This window comes from Streptomyces sp. NBC_01515 (assembly GCF_045040345.1).
Lineage (GTDB): Bacteria > Actinomycetota > Actinomycetes > Streptomycetales > Streptomycetaceae > Streptomyces.
Genome location: NZ_CP109416.1, coordinates 1,293,781 through 1,314,186 on the forward strand (window position 1 = coordinate 1,293,781; position 20,406 = coordinate 1,314,186).

At 70.2% G+C, this 20,406-nt stretch carries 19 protein-coding genes and 1 pseudogene; 4 read left to right on the forward strand and 16 right to left on the reverse strand.

Features of this window, described 5'->3' with window-relative positions; translation table 11 throughout:
- The first annotated feature begins 209 nt into the window (after positions 1 to 209).
- Positions 210 to 746, forward strand: a complete 537-nt coding sequence (locus OG407_RS05425; protein WP_405855499.1) for a hypothetical protein — start codon at positions 210 to 212, stop codon at positions 744 to 746.
- Here OG407_RS05425 and OG407_RS05430 read toward each other — a convergent pair.
- The 12 genes from OG407_RS05430 to OG407_RS05485 all read right to left on the reverse strand — a co-directional run bounded on the left by OG407_RS05430 (position 721) and on the right by OG407_RS05485 (position 14,416).
- Positions 721 to 1,971, reverse strand: a complete 1,251-nt coding sequence (locus tag OG407_RS05430; RefSeq protein ID WP_405855501.1) for a hypothetical protein — start codon at positions 1,969 to 1,971, stop codon at positions 721 to 723. The genes OG407_RS05425 and OG407_RS05430 overlap by 26 nt on opposite strands.
- 249 nt (positions 1,972 to 2,220) lie before the next feature.
- Positions 2,221 to 3,456, reverse strand: coding sequence for a beta-ketoacyl-[acyl-carrier-protein] synthase family protein (locus OG407_RS05435; RefSeq protein ID WP_405855503.1), 1,236 nt, complete (start codon positions 3,454 to 3,456; stop codon positions 2,221 to 2,223).
- Entirely contained in the window at positions 3,453 to 3,695 is a 243-nt protein-coding gene (locus OG407_RS05440) for an acyl carrier protein (RefSeq protein WP_405855505.1), read from the reverse strand. Before OG407_RS05440 ends, OG407_RS05435 begins: the two co-directional genes overlap by 4 nt.
- Positions 3,668 to 4,738, reverse strand: a complete 1,071-nt coding sequence (locus tag OG407_RS05445; protein ID WP_405855506.1) for a beta-ketoacyl-ACP synthase 3 — start codon at positions 4,736 to 4,738, stop codon at positions 3,668 to 3,670. Before OG407_RS05445 ends, OG407_RS05440 begins: the two co-directional genes overlap by 28 nt.
- Positions 4,735 to 6,606: an acyl-CoA dehydrogenase gene (locus OG407_RS05450; RefSeq protein WP_405855508.1), complete on the reverse strand. Its 1,872-nt coding sequence runs from the start codon at positions 6,604 to 6,606 to the stop codon at positions 4,735 to 4,737. The genes OG407_RS05445 and OG407_RS05450 overlap by 4 nt, the downstream gene beginning before the upstream one ends.
- Positions 6,603 to 7,400, reverse strand: a complete 798-nt coding sequence (locus OG407_RS05455) for an AfsA-related hotdog domain-containing protein (RefSeq protein WP_405855510.1) — start codon at positions 7,398 to 7,400, stop codon at positions 6,603 to 6,605. Before OG407_RS05455 ends, OG407_RS05450 begins: the two co-directional genes overlap by 4 nt.
- Positions 7,401 to 7,452: 52 nt before the next feature.
- Positions 7,453 to 8,364 carry an SDR family NAD(P)-dependent oxidoreductase gene (locus OG407_RS05460; RefSeq protein ID WP_405855512.1) on the reverse strand — a complete coding sequence of 304 codons (912 nt, stop codon included), beginning with the start codon at positions 8,362 to 8,364 and terminating at the stop codon, positions 7,453 to 7,455.
- A 341-nt stretch (positions 8,365 to 8,705) separates the two neighbouring features.
- Complete coding sequence (locus tag OG407_RS05465; protein WP_405855514.1) at positions 8,706 to 9,827, reverse strand: 3-oxoacyl-ACP synthase III family protein; 1,122 nt, start codon at positions 9,825 to 9,827, stop codon at positions 8,706 to 8,708.
- A 613-nt stretch (positions 9,828 to 10,440) separates the two neighbouring features.
- On the reverse strand, positions 10,441 to 12,462 hold the full coding sequence (locus OG407_RS05470; RefSeq protein ID WP_405855516.1) for an APC family permease: 2,022 nt from the start codon (positions 12,460 to 12,462) through the stop codon (positions 10,441 to 10,443).
- Positions 12,463 to 12,700: 238 nt separating this feature from the next.
- Positions 12,701 to 13,282 (reverse strand): DUF6368 family protein, encoded by a 582-nt coding sequence (locus OG407_RS05475; RefSeq protein WP_405855517.1) that lies wholly within the window; start codon positions 13,280 to 13,282, stop codon positions 12,701 to 12,703.
- A 91-nt stretch (positions 13,283 to 13,373) separates the two neighbouring features.
- Entirely contained in the window at positions 13,374 to 13,556 is a 183-nt protein-coding gene (locus tag OG407_RS05480) for a hypothetical protein (RefSeq protein ID WP_405855519.1), read from the reverse strand.
- 200 nt (positions 13,557 to 13,756) lie between these two features.
- On the reverse strand, positions 13,757 to 14,416 hold the full coding sequence (locus OG407_RS05485) for a nuclear transport factor 2 family protein (protein WP_405855521.1): 660 nt from the start codon (positions 14,414 to 14,416) through the stop codon (positions 13,757 to 13,759).
- 232 nt (positions 14,417 to 14,648) lie between these two features.
- On the opposite strand from OG407_RS05485, the gene OG407_RS05490 reads away from it, so the two are divergent.
- A complete protein-coding gene (locus OG407_RS05490) occupies positions 14,649 to 15,287 on the forward strand; it encodes a TetR family transcriptional regulator (protein WP_405855522.1) in 639 nt (212 codons plus the stop codon).
- A gap of 333 nt (positions 15,288 to 15,620) precedes the next feature.
- Here the strand turns inward: OG407_RS05490 and OG407_RS05495 are convergent, their stop codons facing one another.
- The 4 genes and pseudogenes from OG407_RS05495 to OG407_RS05510 form a co-directional block, all read right to left on the reverse strand.
- Complete coding sequence (locus tag OG407_RS05495) at positions 15,621 to 16,601, reverse strand: DUF4232 domain-containing protein (RefSeq protein WP_405855524.1); 981 nt, start codon at positions 16,599 to 16,601, stop codon at positions 15,621 to 15,623.
- A 282-nt stretch (positions 16,602 to 16,883) separates the two neighbouring features.
- A complete protein-coding gene (locus OG407_RS05500) occupies positions 16,884 to 17,297 on the reverse strand; it encodes a VOC family protein (protein ID WP_405855526.1) in 414 nt (137 codons plus the stop codon).
- Positions 17,294 to 17,515: pseudogene (locus tag OG407_RS05505) on the reverse strand (dihydrofolate reductase family protein); the annotation flags it as partial. The gene OG407_RS05500 and the pseudogene OG407_RS05505, both read right to left, overlap by 4 nt.
- 111 nt (positions 17,516 to 17,626) lie before the next feature.
- Positions 17,627 to 18,391, reverse strand: coding sequence for a DeoR/GlpR family DNA-binding transcription regulator (locus OG407_RS05510; RefSeq protein WP_405855528.1), 765 nt, complete (start codon positions 18,389 to 18,391; stop codon positions 17,627 to 17,629).
- An 89-nt stretch (positions 18,392 to 18,480) separates the two neighbouring features.
- On the opposite strand from OG407_RS05510, the gene OG407_RS05515 reads away from it, so the two are divergent.
- Together OG407_RS05515 and OG407_RS05520 are read left to right on the forward strand one after the other, a co-directional pair.
- A complete protein-coding gene (locus OG407_RS05515) occupies positions 18,481 to 19,704 on the forward strand; it encodes an MFS transporter (protein ID WP_405855530.1) in 1,224 nt (407 codons plus the stop codon).
- Between the two features lie 32 nt (positions 19,705 to 19,736).
- Positions 19,737 to 20,381, forward strand: coding sequence for an HAD family hydrolase (locus tag OG407_RS05520; RefSeq protein ID WP_405855532.1), 645 nt, complete (start codon positions 19,737 to 19,739; stop codon positions 20,379 to 20,381).
- The last annotated feature ends 25 nt before the right edge of the window (positions 20,382 to 20,406 follow it).

Sequence of the window (20,406 nt, forward strand, 5' to 3'; positions counted from 1 at the left end):
TCGGTGCGGCGGCGCGATGGACAACCAGGGTTGACCCGGGCCCAGCGCACGGTCCGGGTCATGGGCCGGATCGAACGGGTACCGGAACCCCGACACCGAAGCTCCCAGAAGGACGGGATACCGGTGGTCGTCTCCTTTCAAGACCCGTGCACCGGCCGGGAGTTCACCGTGACGAACGACGCCGACCACGGCGACCGGATCACCGTCGTTTGGACGGGCCGCGAGATCGGCATCCAGGCCGACCAACACGGCCGCGCCTGGCTCAACTTCGCGGTCTTCCCCTCTACGTCGGTCTCGTCGCCCTCGCCGCGAACGACTGGGGTTGGCCCTGGGTCCTGCTCGGCTTCGGCGCGCCCTGGACCGTCTCCGTCGCCTGCTACCTACCGCAGAGCGCACGCGCGGCAAGCCGCCGTATCGACGCGCCGGCCTCCCAACTCCCCGTCCAGGGACGGGTTGTCGCCGTTCTCACGGACACCAGCACCGACAACGAGGGCTACACCTCCACCGGCCACACACCCGTCATCACCTTCACCACCCACGAAGGCACGAGCATCACCGCCTACTGCCCCGACGGACTGCCCGACGCGACGAACTCATACGACCGCGACATCCGCATCCGAGATCGCCTTCAGCGTCCTGGCCCTTGCCGTCGCAGCGACGGCGGCCACCGTGGGGGCGGTCGCCGCCCCCCTGTAAGCCGCCTCCCCCAACCAACGCCCGCTATCCAGCCCTCCGGCCCCCGCTGAACCGCAGTAGCGACCGCCGAAGTTCCTGCTTCCGCCGCGCTACGGCCGCCGACCGCAGACCGTCACCCTCCTCTCTCAACTCCCTTTCCAGAGCGCGCGTTTCGTCCACGCGTCCCAGCCGCAGGAGTACGTCCGCGAGGCGCAGCCGGGTCAGCGCGACACCCCGGCGATCATCCAGGGCGCGGGCCACCACCGCGTGCTCGAAGGCCTTTACCGCCTCCGCGGGCTCGCGCAGCGCCAACAGGGCCTCGCCCCGCTGGAATTCGAAGTCGGCGCGCGCGTAGGACTCGAACGGGTGCCGCCCCGCCTCCTCCAGGCCTACGCCGCTCTCTGCCTCGGAGAGCGCCCGCAACGCGTCCCCGCGCTCGCCACAGCTCGCGGCCGTCACCGCCAACTGGGCCTGCGCGAAGGCCCGTACGGCGCGAGGGGTGGCGTGCGCGATTCCGACGGCGGCACGTGCGACCTCGTCGGCGATCCGCAGATGGCCCAGGCCGTACGCCTGCACGCTCAGGGTCCGCAGGGCGATCACGGTCAACTCCCGGTTCCCGGCAGTGATCGCCAACTCCCGTGCCGCCAGGTAGCAGTGCTGGGCCTCGCCGTTGCGCAGGTCGTCCGCGTACATACGGCCCAGGACGAGGGCGAGTTGCGATGCCCCGGCGTACCGTTCACGTAGTAACTCGCCCCGCACTGAACGCAGTTGGCCGGCCACCGCCTCGGTCAAGTACGTGCGCAGGGTGCCGCGCGCGAACCCGCCGCCCTGTGTCTGAAGGGTCCGGGTGAAGAACAAGGATGCCGAGTTCCTCGTGTACGGCGCCCGCACCACGCCGACCACCGCGGCAGCACCCATAGCCCGGCTCACCGGGCGGGTCCGTGCGGGCCGGTAAGGAATCGGGCCGGACAGTGCGTGGAGCAGGCCGACGAGACCGTTGGCGTCCGCAGGTGTCAACGGTGCTGGGACAACGGGGATTTGGCCCGCGAAGCCCGCCTCCTCTGCCGTGACGACACGGCCGCAGCGCCGGCCGAGTGCCTCACAGGCGAACGGCCGCACGCGCGGCATCGGATGGCTGCCCGTCAGCCAGTGGGCCACTGTGGTGCGGTCGTACCGCAGGACCAGCCCCACCTCGGCCGCCACCACGTTCACCGCTCGCGCGAGGCCACCCTGGGTCCAGTCCGTCTCCTCGATCAGCGCGCGCAGCCGGGTATTGGGAATGCGCGTTCGCGCCATCCGCGTCTCCTGTCGCGAGCCGGGTCGGGGGGCGGGGTCGTACGGACACATCGGCCGGAGAACGGGATAGCCCGTTCGGCGGCTCCACGTCGCGCCTCGGACCGGTCGCAAGATATAGATCATTATCCTTCACTCAATTCCCGGCCCGCCGTTTCCAGATCATTGACCTGCTCGTCGAGGGGCGCGACCACTGTGATTGATCCGTTCGACCTCCACTACGCCGAACCCGTCCGCCGCTCCACCTACCGCTCAGGCGGGCCGGAAGGCCAGCACCGCGTTCTGCCCGCCGAAGCCGAACGAGTTGCTGAGCGCCAGGGAGACCTTGCCTGTTCTGGACGTGCCGCTCACCAGGTCCAACTCAGCTTCTTCGAGGGGGTGTTGGAGGTTGGCCGTGGGTGGGGTGGTCGCGTGGAAGACCGTCAGGGCGGTGAGCGCGGCCTCGATCGCTCCGGCGGCGCCCATGGTGTGGCCGGTGACGCCCTTCGTACCGGTCACGGACGGGCGGGCGCTCAACAGCCGTTCGATCAGCGCTCCTTCGACCCGGTCGTTCAACTGGGTGCCGGTCCCATGGGCGTTGACATGGTCAACATCTGCGGGTGAGGCGTCGGCGTCCAACAGCGCGCGGCGCAGCGCGAGTTCGGCGCCCGCTCCCTGAGGGTGGGGTGCCGTCTGGTGATGGGCGTCGGCGGACGCGCCGTGGCCCGCGAGGGTGGCGTAGCGGCGGACGCGACGGGCGGTGGCGTAGAGGGCACGTTCGAGGACGAGGACGCCCGCACCCTCGGCCAGGACGAATCCGTCGCGGTCCGTGTCGAAGGGGCGGGAGGCCGTCGCCGGGTCCTCGGCGCGTCGGGAGAGGGCTCCCATCCGGGCGAAGGCCGCCGAACAGAGCCGGGTCACCATGGCGTCGGCGCCGCCCGCCAGCGCGATGTCGCAGGTGTCCGAGCGGAGCAGGTCCACGGCGATGCCGATCGCCGTGGCGCCCGAGGCACAGGCCGTGCTCGTGTGCATGTTCGGCCCGCGGGTGTGCAGGTCGACGGCTATGTGGCCGGCCGCCATATTGGGCAGGAACATGGGCAGCGTGAGCGGCGAGACCAGGCCCGGGCCCCGTTCTCGTAACCGGTCCTGCTGGGCTTCGAGGGTCGCGACACCGCCGGCGGCCGAGCCCATGACCACCGCGACCCGGTCGCCGTCCCAGGTCTCCGGCGCCAGCCCGGCGTCGACGACCGCCTCCCGCGCCGCCGCGAGGGCGAGGAGCGTGTAGCGGTCGACGCGCCAGTGCTGGACTCCCGGTACCAGGGCGGCCGGGTCGAAGCCGGGGACGCGACAGGAGAAACCAACCGGCAGGCCTTCCAGTTCCGGGTCGTCCGTGGCCGTGGGACGGCCCGAGCAGACGCGTTCCCAGGTCCGTTCGCGCCCGATGCCCGCCGGGGTGACCAGGCCGATCCCGGTCACCACAACTTCCGGCCGGCCGCCGGAAGTTGTCACGACGTCTCCGCCTTCAGCTTTTCGACGAGGTCGACGGTCTCCTGCACGGTGAGGGTGCCCACCGCCTCGGAGTCCTCCAGCGGTATCGCCCACTCCTCCTGGAGGGTCAGGAACAGTTCCATCACGGCGAGGGAGTCGAGGCCGAGGTCGTCGTAGGAGATGTCCGGGCGGACGGTGTCGGCGGGTACCTCGAACTTGCCGCTCAGTGTGGTCACGAGGTGGTCGTAGACGGCAGACATGAGTCGAACTCCTTGTGGGTGGGGCGGGGTTGGGGTGTGTGCCGTACGGGTTTCGCCTCGGGCCATGTCATGGCGATGGAGCCCCAGGTCAGGCCGCCGCCGAAGGCGGTGAGCAGGGTGCGGGCGCCTGGCCGTACGACGCCTCGGGCGGCGGTGTCGGCGAGGGCGAGGGGAAGCGAGGCCGCCGCGGTGTTGCCGACCTCGCGCAGGTTTCCGTGACAGCGGTCCGGCGGGATACCCAGTCGGTCGGCGACGGAGTCGAGGATGCGCTGGTTGGCCTGGTGCGCGACGAAGGCGGCGACCGAGTCGGTGGTCCAGCCGGCCCGGTCGAGGACCGTACGCGAGGAGGCCGCCATCTGCCGTACGGCTCGGGCGTACACCTCCCGGCCGCGCATGCGGAAGTAGCGCTCCTGGTGCGGCAGTTCGTCGGTGTACGGCGAACTGGAGCCGCCCGCGGGGATCGTGATGAGGTCGCTGCCCGTGCCGTCGCTGCCGAGGTCGAAGTGGACCAGGGCTCCGGGGTCCTGTCGTTTTCCTCGCGTCAGATACGCGGCGCCCGCGCCGTCGCCGAAGATGACGGCGGTCTCCCGGTCGCGCGGGTCCACGATCGTCGAGTACGTCTCGGCCGCGACGAGCAGCACGCTGTCGTACGCGCCCGCCATGAGCACCGCCGAGGCGACGGCCGCCGCGTAGACGAAGCCCGAGCAGACGGCCGCGAGGTCGAACGCCGGGGTGCCGGTCATGGCGAGCCGGGAGGCCAACTCGGGTGCTGTGGCCGGGCATCGGCGGTCGGGTGTGGTGGTCGCGAGGATCAGCAGACCGGCGTCGTGCGCGCCGGCCGATTCCAGTGCCCCGCGCGCGGCGGCCACCGCCAGATCGCCGGTCGAGGTGCCGGGTCGGACGCGATGGCGGCTCTCGATTCCGGTACGGCCGCGGATCCACGCGTCTGAAGTGTCCAGGCCTTCGCGCACGAGTTGCTCGTTGGTGATCCGGTCGGGTGGCAGGGCCGCCCCCAGCCCGGTGATCACCGCGACGGCGGTCATGTTGTCGGCCCACCGCTCGCGAACAGGGCGGCCACGACGTCCTGATCGGCCATCGGAGCCCTCAACCGCGCGTCCGGCGGCGCGCATCCTTCGAGGAGAACGGCGAGATGAGGGTGTACGGCGTCCAGGGCGCGGTCGCGTTCCCGGTGCACGTGGAGGGCGTCCGAGGAGGTGAGTGATCCGTTCTCCAGGTGCCAACTCAGGGCCTGTTCCAGTGACTTCATGGCGTAGAGGGCGTGGAGGGCGTGCAGCGCCGGGAGGTGGGGTGCCTGGTCGGTTCCGGTGTGGGTGGACTCGGCCTCGGCGACCGTCTCCGCGAACGCCTGGAGCAGCAGGCGCTGTTGGTGTGCGTCGGCGAGGGTGACGAGGTCGATGAGCAGGGGGTTCCAGGTCTCGAAGGCGGTCTTCTCGTCCACGGGGACGTCTTCGACGCGGGCGCGCAGTTCGGTGAGGAGGCCGCGTTCGCGGAGGAGCGCCAGCGCCAACGCCCCACCCGGGGACACCAGTTCGCCCACGGCCGCCGGGACCGGGACCGTGTGGGTGAGGTCCTCGACGAGTTGCTTGCCCGCGTCCAGCCGGATGAGGAGGTTGTCGCCGGCGGCGGCCTGGTACACCTGCGCCAGGCCCTCGTACTCAAGGAGCCGGTTGACGGTCAACAGGCCCTGCGCGCCCGCTCGTTCGCGGCAGACTCCGGCCGCGTTCCGCAGGATGCGGGTCGCGGCCACCTTGGTCAGGGCCTGTTCGCGGCTGACCGAGGCCCAGGGTGCCCACACCGGGCGATGCGACTCGGCGAGGTCCGTGGGGGCGCTGCGCCGGCGTACGTACTGTGCCTTGATCCGGGCGACGAGAAAGCTGCACGCGTACACCTCGGCGAGGACGCCGTAGAGGGCGTCCTGCTGAGTGCGGTAGTTCAGTACGGGGAGGTCGGTGCGCAACCGGCCCATGGTCAGGCGGTGTTGGCTGTGGCGGATGCCGATGGTGACAGCGGCGCGGGCTGCCGCGGTGAGGGCGGCCGCGGCACCGGTGGAGGCGTTGGAGGAGACCGAGAGGGAGCGCACCAGGCGTCGGTCCGGGTCGCCGAGCGGGTCGGAGAACTCGCCGTCGGGCGCGATGGAGGCGTCGTCGCGGAGCCAACCGTCGTAGGGGACACGGGTGTTGTCGAAGGTGACGAGGGCGTAGTTCAGCGGGACCGAGGTGGTCTCGGGGAGTTCGGTGATGTGGATGCCGTCCGTGATCCGGTCGGCGTCGCGGACGCGGACCGCGAAGGGGAACACCCCGCACTCCTGGCCGGCGAGGAGGAGGCGGGCGTAGACGATGGCCATGTGGGCGCGGCCCGTACCGGCCACGTGGGACATGAACTTGGCCGCGGTGGGGTCGGGGGTCCGTAAGGTGAACTCCCTTGTGGCGGGGTCGAATCGGGCCTCGGTGCGGGTGGCGAGGTGGCTGTTGCCGCGGCCGATCTCGGTGATCATGATGGAGCCGAAGGTCTCGTGCCGGTCGACTTCGTCCATCAGCGGGTCCAAGTAGGAACCGGACCTGCCGAGTTCGGTCATGGCGGCGACGCACACCGCGTACTGCACGGTGCCGGCCAGGAAGAGGGGTGGGTCGACGGTGGCGGACCATTCCAGTACGGCGAGGAGTCGGGCCGGGTCCTGCTGCAGCGCGTTCGCTCCGCCCACCCACTCCCCCAGGGCGCGCAGCCGGTCGTAGGTCCGGGCGTGGCGTTCGGGGCCGCAGGGCGGTGCGGACCGTTTGAACGGCGGGGTGTCGAGCAGGCCGTCCAGGGCGTCGACTTCGGGCCTTGTGTCGCCATGGAGGAGTCGCCGTAGCAGCTGGGCGGTGTCGGTGGCCGCCCGGTCGGCGGTCATGCGGCGGGGGTTGCGCGCAGCAGGGTGCGCCGGGCCTGGCCGTCCTCGATGGCGAAGACGAGGGCGGGGCGGAAGGCGTGCAGGTCGATGCGGACCCGGCTGCACTCCTGGCCGGCCTGTCGCACCCGTACCTCGGCGCTCAGGGGGATCTTGTCGTCCTCGGCCGGGCCGGTGCGGGTGAACGTGCCCGTCAGGAGGGTGGGCAGCGGGAACACGAACCGGCTGAACTCGAAGGCGCTGGCGTGCATCACGGCGTAGTAGGGGGGATGCCCGGCCGGTGGGAGCCAGATCTCCGACACCGCCCAGGTGACGAGTTGGATCGACGCCTCGATGAGGAGCATGCCGGGTACGTGCTGCTGGTCGGCGGTGTGATCCCTGAGCATCTCGGTGTCGTTGACGACGGCCAACTGCGCCTGGAACGCGTCGCCTTCGACGTGTGCGTCGCCGATGAGGACGTTGTCGCGGCTGTGCTTGAGGACGCTGTGCCGGGGCACGGCGGTCGGCGGCCGGCCCTCGGGGAGTACGGCCGCGCCGTAGGCCTTGAGGAGTTCGGAGGTCAGGTCGCTCCACTCGGTGTCGTCGACCCCGAGCCCGGGACGGATGCGTAGCGGATTGTCCTGGTCGGGGGGCCGGCGGCGCAGTCGGTCGCGGAGTTGGGACGCCGTGGTGAAGTCCGGCTGGACGCTGGCGTGTTGGAAGGACTCGCCCACCACCCACTGGTGGAGGGAGTCGTCGTCCTGGTGGAAAGACTCGTCGTCGTTCGGCTCCGACGACTGCGTCTGATCGTCCGTCATCTGTCGCTCCTGCTCTCGCAGTTGGGGGTCCCGGGACCGGGCGCGTACGGGGTCAGGCGGCGAAGGGCGAGGCGGGCTTGGGGATGCCGGCGAGGCCGCCGTCCGGGACCGAGACCCCGCCGTCGCAGACCAGGGCGTGTCCGGTGACGGACGAGGCCGCGGGCGCGGCGAGGAAGAGCGCGGCGGCGGCGACCTCCGTGGGCGTCAGCCAACGGCCTTGCGGTACATGGCTCATGAGCCAGTCCGAGAGTGGTGCGTGCTGTTGCATTGGCTCGGTCATGTCGGTGCGCACCCAGCCGGGGCACAGCGCGTTGACCCGGATGCCCTGCCGGGCCCAGCCCACGGACAGCGAGCGCATCAGAGAGAGTTGGGCGGCCTTGGTGACGGCGTACGCCTCCATCGCGGGCGTGGCGATGAGTCCGGCCACGGACGACACCAGGACGACGGCCGCCTTCGGGGAGGCGGCCAGGTGGGGGTGGGCGGCACGGCACAGGTCGACGGTGGCGCCGATGTTGACGGCGAGCAGCGGGTCCCACTCGGCGGAGCTGCTCTCGGCGAAGGGGACCAGGTACGAGGTGCCGGTGTCGTCGGCCGGGAAGGCGCTCGCGTTGTGGATGAGGATGTCGAGGCCGCCCAGCCCGGCAACCGCTTCGTCGACGAGACGTGCGGCCGTCCCCGAGTCGGCGAGGTCACCGCACGTGATCACCGTCTGCCGCCCCAGCTTGCGCACCTGCTGCTCGGCGTCGTGCAGCGCGTCGCCACTACGGGCCGCGAGCGCGACATCCGCACCTGCCTCCGCACAGGCGACCGCGATGGCACGGCCGATGCCACGGGAGGCGCCGGTCACGAGGACGCGGGCGCCGTCGAGGCGGAAGAGTGAGGCGAGGGCGGCGGTGTCAGCGGAGTTGGCCGAGTTGGTGGAGTTGGTGGAGTCGGCGGTGGTGGACGAGAGGGGCTCGGTCACGACTGGGCTCCTTCGGTGCGGGGGGTCGCGGTGCGAGGGACTTCCGTGCGGGGACATCGGTGCGGGGGGACTTCGGTGCGGGGGGACTTCGGTGCGGAGTGCTTCGGTGCGGAGTGCTTCGGCTAGGGGTGCTTCGGTGCTAGGCGCTTTGGTACGGGGGCTTCGGTACGAGGCGCTTCGGTACGAGAGGCGTCGGTGCAAGGGCGTTTGGTGCGAGGCGCTTCAGTCCGGGGGTTTCGGCGCGAGGCGCTCCCGTGCGAAGGGCTACGGCGCTAGGCGCTTCGGTCCGGAGGGCTTCGGTTCGGGGGGCCTCAGTTCGGGGGGCTTCAGTTCGAGACGCTTCAGTTCGGGGGCTCCAGTTCGAGACCCTTCCGTGCAGGAAGCCTCAGTTCGAGGGCCTCGGATCGAGGGGCTTCCATGCAGGAAGCCTCAGTTCGAGGTGCGGGGACGATGCCGTGCCGCTGTGCCCTGGTCCAGGTCAGAACCGTGCTCCCCCAGGTCAGGCCCGCGCCGAACGCCGTGACCAGCACCCGGCTGCCGGCCCGCAGTCGCCCGTCGTGGTCCGCGCTCGCCAGGGCGTACGGGATGGAGGCCGCGCCGATGTTGCCGACCTCATGGCCGACGATCACCACCCGGTCCTCAGGGACTCCGGCGTCGGCCGCGGCGCGCCGTAGGAGGAGGGGGTTGGGCTGGTGGGAGATCAGCAGGTCGATGTCCGACAGGCGGAGGCCGTTGCGGTGCAGGGCGTCGCCGAGGACCTCCGGGAAGATCCGCAGAATGAAGTCCCGTACGGCCTTGCCGTCCATGTGGACCTTGTGGCGCCGGTCGGCGAGGGTCTGTGGGGAAGCGGGCAGTCGGCTGCCGCCGGCCGGGATGAGGACGTCGCCCGCCGCCGTACCGTCCGACCCCAGCCGGATCGAGGCGAACCCCTTGCCTCCCTGGACGGGCCCGAGGATCGTCGCCGCCGCTCCGTCGGCGAACAGCACCGCCGTGGCGCGGTCGGACGGGTCGACGAAACGGGAGTAGACCTCGACACCGACCACCGCGGCATAGCGTTCGCCGGTGCCGGAGCGGAGCCAGTCGTGGGCGACCCGGGCGGCGAACAGCCAGCCGGAGCAGGCCGCCGCCACGTCGAAGGCGACCGCCCGGTCCGCGCCCACCAGGGCCTGGACCCGGCACGCGGTCGACGGTCCCAACTCGTCGGGGGTGGAGGTGGCGAGGACGAGCAGGCCGAGGGCGGATGCCGGGAGACCGGCCGCGGTGAGCGCCTTCCGCACGGCTTCGGCCGCGAGATCGGAGGCGGCCTGATCGGGCTCCGCGATGTGCCGACGCAGTACGCCGGTCCGCCGGACGATCCAGTCGGGGTCGACGCCGGCCGCCTCGGCGACCTCGTCGTTGGTCAGGATGCCCTCGGGTAAGCACGTGCCGGTGGCGAGGACGCCGATGCTCGGCGCTGGGGACACCGTGTACCTCCAAATGGCTTGCGGGGTCTGCGAGTTCGCCGGAATCCGTACGCACGGTCGGCTTCCGCCAGATTGCCCGCCGGGCACGATGTCCAGCAGGGCGCGAAGGAAGGCGTCGAAGCACTCGCCGAATTCGGTTTACACCCCCCGCGATTCCGAACACCCCAATTCACGCTGACCCACGCCGATTCACCACGGGATGCCGTGCAACACACAGGAATGTTGAGCGTGTTGAATCCGGCTTGCGCGAACTCCGGAAACCTCTGGCGTCAATTACGGCCTACGGAAACGGCGTTCAGCGAGTTCCGACGTGAGCCCCGGAATGCGGAATTTCCCGAGACACCCGGCACATACGACAACAGCCGGACCACGCCCAACAGTTCATGCCCGGAGACGCACCGCACCCGTCCGGTGCCGTTCACTTCGTCTCGCCCTTGGGCTCGCCGGTCTTCAAGTGCGGCGAGCGGCCCTCCCGGGCGAGCAGCAGGTTCATCGCCTTGGTCAGGAATCCGGGCAGCATGTTCGGATCGTCTGGGACGGGCCACACGTCAGCGACGTACGGCACGCTCCGCCAGGGGTTCGGTCACTCGTACGGGGGTGGTCCGGACCCCCGTCACACGTGCGGGTCCGGCTGGCGTTCCGGACCGCCGCCGACCACCACGCTGTACGGCAGGATCGTGACCACCACGGACGGCAGTTCCTCCAGGGCGCGGGCGATCCGTTCGGCGGTGCCGCCGTGCAGGAGGCGACCGAGCACGGTGGTGTAGGTGCGGCGGGCGATGAGCAGGGTGAGCGCGGTGTGGCCGTCGGCGGTCTCGCGGGCGGCGAGTTCGGTCAGGGCCCACTCCAGTCGGCGGTCGGGGCAGTCGACGAGCTCCAGTGGGACATCGGTGGTGCCTACGGCCTCCCAGCGGGCCACCAGATGCCGGGCGCGCACCGCGTCGACCGCGACGTGCACGGCCCGCACCTCGTCCGGCCTCAACTCGTGGGCGTAGCGCAGCGCGTGGAAGACGGCCGGGTCCACGGCGTCGACGAGGACGCACACGACATGCCGGCGTCGGCGTGGCCGGTCGCTCTGTCCGGCGGGCGGGAGTGACTCCACCTCGGCGGCCTCCGCGCGGTATTCGCGGTTGATGCGGATCAGGGCCCACACCCCGAGCGGGAAGACCACGACGACCAGCCAGGCGCCCTCGGTGAACTTGGTGACCGCGAAGATCAGCACGACGAGCGCCGAGACGACGGCCGCCGTCGCGTTCACCGCGATCTTCCAGCGTCGTCCGGGTTCGCGTCGGCGTGCGTGGTGGACGGTCAGTCCGGCGCCCGCCATGGTGAACGCGGTGAACACGCCGATGGCGTACAGCGCGACGAGCCGGTCCACGTTGGCGTCGGTCACCAGCAGCAATGCGAGGGCGACCACGGCGAGGGTGATGATGCCGTTGGAGAAGGACAGTCGGTGCCCGCGCCGGGTCAACTGCCTTGGCAGGAAACGGTCTTCGGCGACGAAACTGGCCAGGTAGGGAAAGCCCGTGAAGGGCGTGTTCGCGCCGGTGTAGAGGATCAGCGCGGTGGCGAGCTGCACGAACACCAGCCCCGCGGTGCCGAACACACCGCTGCCGAAGACGAGTCGGGCCTCCTGCGCGATCACGGTCGGCGTGCCGTCGGTGTACGGGACGGCGTGGGTGAGGTGGGCGAGACCGGAGACGCCGAGCACGAGGACGCCCAGGACGCAGCTCATGGTGATGAGCGTGCGGCGGGCGTTGCGGCCCTGCGGTTCACGGAAGACGGAGATGCCGTTGGAGATCGCCTCCAGGCCGGTGAGCGAGGAGCCGCCGTTCGCGAACGCGCGCAGCACCATGAACAGCGACGCCCCGTACAACCACCCGTCCCCCGGCGTGCCGAGCGGCACGACACCTTGCGCGTGGACGTCGGCGTGCGGCAGATCCCCGAACGCCCAGCGGGCCAGGCCCACGGCGAGCATCAGTCCGACCGCCGCCATGAACAGGTACGCGGGCACCGCGAACACCCGCCCCGCCTCACGCAGGCCGCGCAGGTTGCCGTACACCAGAATCAGCACCACCCCTACGCTGACGGGGAGTTGGAGGTGGTCGATGCCGGTCCAGCCGTTTCCGACGAGGTGGGCGAGCGAGATGAGCGCGTTGGTGCCCGCCGAGACCTGGACGGCGACCGTCACGACGTAGTCGACGAGCAGCGCCACGGCGGCGACCTGGGCGACGTCGGGGCCGAAGTTCTCGCGGGCGACGACGTACGACCCGCCGGCCCGCGTGTAGATCGTGACGACGTCGCTGTAACAGAGCGTCAGCAGCACCAGGATCAGCAGGATCGCGCCCGTCACCGGCATCAGCAGCGTAAACGCGGCGACCCCGACCACCGGCACCAGAACCCGCAGCATCTCCTCACTGCCGTACGCCGACGAGCTGATGCAGTCCGAGGCGAGGACGCCGAGCGCCGTCCGGTTGTCGAGCTTCTCCCGCTGGATGCGCCCGGTGACCAACGGCGGCCCGAGCAGCCGGCGCTTGAAACGGTAGGTGAGCGGCTCGGGAAGGTACGCGGGAGGCGGCTGGGGCGGCTGGGAGTGGTCGGACGCGTCCGGGGCGGGTACGGCGGGGTCGGTCATGGGGCCATCACACCCGGACTCGCGACGGCATCTGTCGAGGATCACCCGTCAGGCCCCTGAACTGCACCCGGCCGGGGGGACGGTGCTCCTTGGGACGGGCGGGACGGGCCCGCGCACGGTGGGCACATGATCACGGCGTCCGCGCCCTGACGGTCGCGACCGGAGTGTGCCGGATGCCGGATGCCGGACAGGCTTCTTGGCACTGACTTGCCAAGCTTGTCGGATCGACGCCGAGGCGCTATTTGATCAAGTGGAAGTCGGGATGATGCAGCCAGGCTTCCAGGAACTCCACGTCTCCGACGTGTCGAAGCCACCGCCGACCACCGCAGGTGTCGTAGGAAACCTCCGTGACTCTTCCCGGGAGAGCTGATGCCAGTGCTCTCGCCCGGGCCAGGACCGCTTCGTTCCCCGTGTCGCCTCCTCCGGTGGGGTGGCCGTTCAGGAGGCCGTCGAAGTCGATCAGCGCGCCGAGTCTGCGGGCGAGAGCCAGCGTCAGGTGGCCGAGCAGCACGTGGTTCGTCGCACCCGAGCAGGCGGCGCCGACTACCAACCCCTGTACCGGTGGCCGCCAGAAGGCCGCATAGTCCTCGTCCTCCGCGGGCACCACATCGTCCTCCGACAGGAAGAGCACGCCCACGCCGGTCGGATCGAAGTCCCGCAGCCCCAGGGCGGAACCATCTCGTACCCAGAAGTCCACGTGGCCGTCGGCCTTGGTCTCCACCGGTTCGCAGAAGGTCTCCAACCACGGGACCACACCGGCCAGAAGGTCCGCGAAGTCGCACGGTTCGAAGAGCCACAGCCCAACCACCGGTCCCGACATGTCACCCCCACAGACTCGTGGCCCAGGCGCCACCAAACCCTGGTTCTACCAGGGCTTGGTGGCAGACACCCGATCATTTGGGGACGCGGAATCACCCAAGCTCGTCGAGGCCGATGTCGGCGTAGGCCATGAGATCGGTGACGATCTGCTCGACGTCGCCGTGGAAGGGCTGACGGTCCTGACCCTCGTACCGCTTCGCGGTGCAGTCCGGATTCACCCGTACGACCGTCCGCAGCGGCCGGGTACGGACCCGCTCGGCAGCGAGGTCCCGCAACTGCCGCCAGGCCCAAGCACCCGCATTGGTGCGGCGCTCGCACTCTCCGCGCCACCGAAGGTGTCCACACGGTCTAACTCGGCTGCTGTGTCGGCTGATTGACGGCCCGTCAGAGGTGGGCAGCGTGGTGCGCACCTGTGCCGCGGCGGGTGATGCGCGGGCGGCAGTGCCCGCGCATCACCCGCCGGGGAACGGTCGGCTCAGTGCTTGTTGACGGCTGAGGCCCAGTCGAGGTTCACGCCCATGTCGGAGTACATCTTCGAGTAGCCGACGAAGCAGTTGAACGTCGTGACCTTGCCGTTCTTCAGGTACCAGAAGTCGGCGGTCGGCGCGTCGACCTTGTGGCCGTTGCCCTTGACGAAGCCGCCTGCCGGCGCCGGGAGTTGCCCGTCGAACGTGCCCTGGATCGACAGCTCGATGCTGATGGTGTCGCCGTTCACGGTGATGCGCTTGAGGTCACGGTGAACGTCGGAGAAGAGGCCCTTCATGTACGGCAGCACGCTGCCGAGCGCCTTACCCCGGTAGGCCTGGCCGGCGACGATGTCGTTGAAGACGCCGTCCTTGGTGAAGCTGTTGACGAACGTCGGGACGTCGATGTGCCTGCCCTCCGCCACGTAGTAGTCGCGCAGGACGACCGCGAGGTTGGCCTTCTCGTGCTTGGTCAGGTGGCGGTCGGTGAGCGGCAGCTTCGCCAGCTGACGGGCGGTCAGGGTCGGAGTCGGAGTCGCCGAACTGTCTTGTACCGCCGCCTTGTTGTGGACGGGGCTCGCCGCCTGTGACGGCACGGCGGCGATGGAGAGACCGCCCAGGATCGCTATCGCGGTCGCAGCGGTGATCGACTTGCGGCTGAGCAGCTTCATGGCGTAATTCCTCCAGGTTTGCCGACAGGGTCCGAGGTCCGTCGCAACGGCTTCAACCCCCTGCGGGTTCTTAGTAAATCAAACGCTGGCTTGACGTTATGAACGGCGATGCGGACTGTCAAGCGACTGTTTGAATTGTGTGATCGCGCGACCCCGGAGGCCCGGCGGGACCGGATCCACCCGCGGGGCGACCGCTTGACAATGCACTCAAGCAACCGCTTGAATACCCGCCATGACCAGGGTGGAAAAGACGGACCTGCGCCGCGAGGCCGGCCAGCGCACGCGGGACGGTCTACAGGCTGCCGCCCTGGAGTTGCTCGCTCAGCGAGGCCAGGACGGCTTGACGCTCCGCGAGATCACAGAGCGCGCCGGAGCCAATGTCGCCGCCGTGAGTTACCACTTCGGGTCACTGAAGGCGCTGTGCGACTCGGCGATCGAGCACGCGCTGGAACGGTATCTGGACGCGCAGATGCAGGCCATCGATTCCCTTGGCTCCGCTCCGACCCTCCAGGAGGTGGCGGCGGCGTTCGCCGGGCCGATGGTGCGCGCGATTTCGGCCGGTGGGCAGGATCTGGCCGTGATGCGGACCGTGGCGCGGGTCGGCATCGAACCGCCCCAGGGGTGGGAGCGGCTGACCACCAAGTTCGTCCAGAGTCGGCGGGATGTCCTCCGGGTGCTGACGCCTCACGTTCCCGGAGTCGACGAGCAGGAACTGATCTTCCGTACGCGCTGCGCGGCCGGCCTGCTGAACTGGCTCGCCCTCGCGCCGATCGGCACCGAGTTGGCTGCCATGTCCGCCGAGCAGATCGAGCGGCAGTTGGTGCCTGTGGTGGCTGGGGCGTTTCGCGGGGACGGCGGCGGCGACCGCTGACCTGGCCTTGGCTTGGCGCTGTCAGGGATCTTGGAATTGGAAGTGGAACATCTGAGAGGGCCTCGCTCGGGAGCACTCCCCTACATCGACGGCTGGGCCGACGTGCGGGGCGACGGGTGAGGGATTCGGGTGCCGGGGATCGTGGGGGCGGGTCCGGCTCGAACGGCAGCCCGGCATCATCACCAACCCGCATAACTTCGGTGATTTCCACCCTCAACTGGGCTATCCGTTTGGCGAGTTGCACGCTCGCCATCGCAACCAACTTCGTTCCCACCGGCGTTGAGCTGTAGCTGCACGCGACGTACCTGGCGCCCTGGCTTCCGTAGGGTCCGCTCAGTCCTCGTCCTTCTGCCACGCTGTGACCCCGAGCTTTCCGGTGGTTCCGAGGTCGAGGTTCGGGGTCACGATCACCGGGTCGGCACCGCCCTTCGCGCGGACCCGCACGTAGGGCACGTTCACCGGCGTGCCGAATTCGGTGGTGTTGTGCCAGACCAGGCTGGCGGTCGCCGACTCGCCGGGCCTGAGCGTGACGGGACCGGGCTGCTTGTCGTCCACGCTGCCGGGGGTGATTTCGCCGCCGCCGTCGAGGATCTTGACGCCGTCGACGTGCTTGAGGTCGTCGTCCAGGAGTTCCAGCAGCGGGTGGCCGTCGACGCCGTAGTCACGCTTACCGCAGTTGTCGAGATGCAGGCCCACTACGCGCAGCCCCATGGCCGCGTCGCCCTGGTCGGCGCTGACCCGGATCCCGGAGGCGGGGCATGTGCCGGATGCGGCCGGCGCCTCGCTTGAGGGGACCTTGTGCACTTCGAGCACCTTGGCCTGCGTCACCCGCGGTGTGCTGGGCGGCAGTTCGCCGGCCCGGACCGTGCCTCGTACGGTCTTGCCGGGGCCGACGTCGCGGACGGACGCGGTCTGGTTGGCCATGGCCCCGCCGTCGGCGCTCATGAAGGTGAAGACGACCGAGTAGGTCAGGGTCTCGGTGCCCTTGTTGGTCACCTCGTAGGTGGCGGAGATCCCCGAGTCCCCGGGGAGGCTCTCGGCGGAGACGGAGGTACTGCGGGTGGGCGACGGGGAGGCCGACGGGAGGGTCAGGGAGGTGATCCGTACACCGTCCTTGCCCGGGTCGTCGACCTGCGTGCGGGACGACGGTTCGGCCGTGGTCGCGCCGGTGTTCCCGGTCCCGGCGCGCTCCGCTCCGCAGGCCGTGAGCAGCAGAGCGGTCGCCGCGAGGGCCGACAGGAAGGGGGCGGTGCGGGCCGACAGAAAGGGAGCGGTGCGGGCGAGAGCCGGATGGAGTGGGGCGGGTCTGGGCATCCGGTCATCTGATCAGCGCGTGAACCCCGCGCATGTGATGGAGGCCATAATTCCAGTCACAGGGCTGTCACAAGTTCCGTGAGGGTGGGGGTAGTTGGGCGTGTCTGGCTGCCGTGACATTGCGGGCACCGCCTCAGCGCACCCTGCGAAATCCAGCCCGTTCACGTGCCCGTCCGCCTGCCCTGACTGGCATCGGCGCGACCGAGGCGCCTTCGTCGGCAAACCGCCCGCTCATCCAGAGCAATGCCCTCCGCGACACCCTCTCCATAGACCATCGCCGCCTCAGGCGAAGTCCGCTGCGGTCATGCCGTCGGAATGTCCGGACGGCCACTCCACCAACTCGACGCGGTAGCCGTCCGGGTCCGCGAGCCACGACGTCTTCGGGCCGCGCGGGCCGCTCGGGTGCTGGACAGGTCCCGGATCCAGGCCGGCTGCGGTCAGCCGCTCCAGAGTGGCGTCCAGTGCGTCCACCTGAATCGCGAGGTGATCGAAACCGTTGCCCACGGCGACCGGTCCGTCGCCGGGGCGGTGGACCAGTTCGAGCGAGGCCGACGGTTCGTCGGGGAACTTGAGGATCACGAAGCGAGCCCCGTCGCCGACCTCGACCCTGCCCAACTCGCCGTAGCCCAGGGCGGTGTAGAAGGCGAGCGAACGGTCCAGGTCGGTGACGCGGTAGGAAACGAAGAGGGTTTTCACGCGGCCTCCCCGGGTCGGCGCACCCGGTAGCGGAGGTGCGTGAGGTCCCGGTCCTCAAGCCGTCGGACGAGGTCGAGTTCGATGTGATCAGGACCGAGGTGGTCGAAGAGCCGTCGGCCGTCCCCGAGGAGGACCGGGATCAAGTGGATCTCCATCTCGTCGATCTGCCCGGCTCGGAGGAGCGCCTGGACCGCGTCCGCCCCCTGGACCATCGCGGGAACTCACATCCCGTAGCCGAATCTCACGACCAACGACCAACGACCAACGACCAACGGCCGACAGCCGACGACCGACGACTGACGACCGACAGCCGACGACCGCCGGTCCGGTCAGACGGCCTTTACGACCGTGCCGGTGTCTTCGAGTGCGGCGACCTCGTCGGCGGATGCCGCGGTGTCGGTGACGAGCGTGTGCAGGAGGGTGGACGGGCCGACGTAGGCGTAGGCGGTGTGGCCGAGCTTGCTGCCGTCGGCGGCGACGATGATGCGGCGCGTGGCGGCGATGCCGGCCTTCTTCACGGCCGCGTCGTCGAGGTCGTAGGCGGTCAGGCCCTGAGCCGCGCTGAGACCGCAGCAGCCCATGACGGCGGTGTCGAAGCGCAGTGCCGCGAGGGACGCGAGGGTGAGGGGGCCGGTGAGGGCTCCCTCCGCGCCCCGGGGCTGCCCGCCGGGCACCATCAGCGTGGCCGGGCCCGGGACCTCACCGAACACGTGGATGGCCTGCAATGACAGGGGCATCACCGTGACCGGCCGCCGGCGCAGCAGGTGGGCGATCTCCAGACAGGTGGTGCCGCTGTCGAGGAGGACGGTCTCGCCGTCGGCGATGAGCGCGGAGACCTCGGCGGCGATGCGGCGCTTGGCGTCGACGGCCTCGTGAGCGCGCAGCGCGAAGGGCGGCTCCTCGCCCCTAAGCAGCAGGGTGCGCGCGCCGCCGCGGACGCGTTCGAGGACGCCTTGCGCGGAGAGCGCGTCGAGGTCGCGCCGGATGGTCATCTCGGAGGCGCCGGTCAGTTCGACGAGTTCCTGGACCGTGACCCGGCCCGACTCCCTGACGGCCTGCGCGATCGACCCGTGCCGGTCGGTGTTGCTGCTCATACCGCGATTGAACACCACCCGAAACGAACATTCAATGTGTGCGAAGTGACAGTATTCAATCACCTCAGATGTTCGTTATCGTGGTCGGCATGAATGATTCGCTGCGAGGCGCCCGCATAGCGACCTTTGTCTACTTCAGTCTGTGCGGCACCCTGATGGGCACCTGGGTGGTGAACATCCCCGCCGTCGAGGAGCGCGTGGGCATCACGCACGCGACGCTCGGCGGGCTGCTGGTGCTGCTGGGCCTCGGCGCCTTCATCGGCATGCAGGTGGCCGGGCGGCTGACCGACCGTCTCGGGGCGCGCGTCGTCGTCCCCGCCACCGGCGTGCTGTGCAGCGCGGCCCTGGTGCTGCCCGGCCTCCCCCGGGACCCGTGGACGCTGGGCGGTGCCCTGCTCGTCTTCGGTTTCTGCAACGGCTGCCTGGACGTGAGCATGAACGCCCACGCCGTACACGTGGAGAAGGCCTACGGCCGTCCCGTCATGTCGGCCTTCCACGCCACGTTCTCGGTAGGCGGCGTCCTGGCCGCACTCGTCGGGGCGGCTACGGCGAGTGCCGGTCTGAGCCCGGCCGCGGGTATGGCCGCCATGGGAGTCCTGGGCATCGCGATCGCCCTGGTGTCGGCCCGCGCCCTGCTGCCGGCCGCGCCCACCCCTGCCGAGACCGCCTCCCCTCGGGAGACCGACCAGACGCCTCGGGAGACCGAACGGACGCCGGCCACCGGGCGCCGTAGCACCGGCAGGCGCATCTGGGTCCTCGCCGCCCTCGCCCTGATGGTCATGCTGTGCGAGGGAGCCGCCAACGACTGGAGCGCGCTGCACCTGAAGGACGTCCTCGGCGCACCCGCGAGCACGGCCGCCTTCGCCTACGGCACCTTCGCGGCGACCATGACCATCGGCCGACTCCTCGCCGACCGGCTCGTCACCCGGTTCGGGTCCATGGCGATCCTGCGCTACGGCGCGACGACGGCCGCCGTCGGCATCACGGTCGTCACCGTCTCACCGTGGATATGGGCCGCGTTCGCGGGGTGGGCGCTGTTCGGTCTGGGCCTGTCCGGCTGCGTTCCGCAGCTCTTCAGTGCGGCCGGGCACGCCGACCCCGCCGCCGCTGGAGCCAACGTCTCCCGTGTCGCCGGGCTCGGTTACGTCGGCATGCTCGCCGGTCCCGCCGCCATCGGCTGGCTGACCCACGTCGTCGCCCTGAACCACGCCTTCGTCCTGCTGATCCTGCTGTGTGCGATCACCGCCGTGGCCGCCGGGATCCTGCGCACCGGGTCCGACCGCACGCCCGAGTTGGCAGCGAGCAGCAGCTGACACGCCCTCGGAATCCGGAGGAACCAACGCCGATGTCCACCGACCGAAGCATCGTTCTGTTCGACCTCTTCGGAGTCATCGCCCGCCACCAACGCCCGGGCGCCCAGGGCAAGATGGCCGCCCGCTGTCACACACCCACCGACGCCTTCACCACGGCCTACTGGGACTTCCGCCCGCCCTACGACGCCGGTCGCCAGTCCGCGTCCGAGTACTGGACCGCCGTACTGCGACGGCTGTCCCTGTCCGCCGACGCCGACACGATCGAGGAGCTGCGCCTCACCGACATCGACAGTTGGTCGCGCGTCGACGACCGGATGGTCGCCTACGTCCAGTCGCTCCGCGATGTCGCCGAGGTCGCCCTGCTGTCCAACATCCCCTCGGACCACGCGGACGCCTTCCTCGCCGCGCAACCCTGGCTGCACCGTCTGGACCACATCGCCTTCTCCGGGAGGATCAGGGCGGCGAAGCCGGACCCGGCGGCCTTTCAGCACTGCGTCGACGCCATGCGGGCCGCCCCGAACGACTTCCTCTTCGTCGACGACCGCGCGGAGAACGTACGCGCCGCGCGGGCCATGGGCATGAACGGACACGTCTTCACCGGCCGCGACGAACTGACGGCCGTCATCGACAGCTGGTTGCCGACGCGACGATCCACGCGGAATGCGCGAGGGCTGTGACGGCTCCCAGCCCCCCGTGCCCCGG

Excerpts from the sequence above, each read along its gene's own strand:
- OG407_RS05430 (WP_405855501.1), bottom strand. The coding sequence starts at position 1,971 with ATGGCGCGAACGCGCATTCCCAATACCCGGCTGCGCGCGCTGATCGAG.
- OG407_RS05440 (WP_405855505.1), bottom strand. The coding sequence starts at position 3,695 with ATGTCTGCCGTCTACGACCACCTCGTGACCACACTGAGCGGCAAGTTC.
- OG407_RS05445 (WP_405855506.1), bottom strand. The coding sequence starts at position 4,738 with ATGACCGCCGTCGCGGTGATCACCGGGCTGGGGGCGGCCCTGCCACCC.
- OG407_RS05450 (WP_405855508.1), bottom strand. The coding sequence starts at position 6,606 with ATGACCGCCGACCGGGCGGCCACCGACACCGCCCAGCTGCTACGGCGA.
- OG407_RS05455 (WP_405855510.1), bottom strand. The coding sequence starts at position 7,400 with ATGACGGACGATCAGACGCAGTCGTCGGAGCCGAACGACGACGAGTCT.
- OG407_RS05470 (WP_405855516.1), bottom strand. The coding sequence starts at position 12,462 with ATGACCGACCCCGCCGTACCCGCCCCGGACGCGTCCGACCACTCCCAG.
- OG407_RS05475 (WP_405855517.1), bottom strand. The coding sequence starts at position 13,282 with ATGTCGGGACCGGTGGTTGGGCTGTGGCTCTTCGAACCGTGCGACTTC.
- OG407_RS05485 (WP_405855521.1), bottom strand. The coding sequence starts at position 14,416 with ATGAAGCTGCTCAGCCGCAAGTCGATCACCGCTGCGACCGCGATAGCG.
- OG407_RS05490 (WP_405855522.1), top strand. The coding sequence starts at position 14,649 with ATGACCAGGGTGGAAAAGACGGACCTGCGCCGCGAGGCCGGCCAGCGC.
- OG407_RS05495 (WP_405855524.1), bottom strand. The coding sequence starts at position 16,601 with ATGCCCAGACCCGCCCCACTCCATCCGGCTCTCGCCCGCACCGCTCCC.
- OG407_RS05510 (WP_405855528.1), bottom strand. The coding sequence starts at position 18,391 with ATGAGCAGCAACACCGACCGGCACGGGTCGATCGCGCAGGCCGTCAGG.
- OG407_RS05515 (WP_405855530.1), top strand. The coding sequence starts at position 18,481 with ATGAATGATTCGCTGCGAGGCGCCCGCATAGCGACCTTTGTCTACTTC.
- OG407_RS05520 (WP_405855532.1), top strand. The coding sequence starts at position 19,737 with ATGTCCACCGACCGAAGCATCGTTCTGTTCGACCTCTTCGGAGTCATC.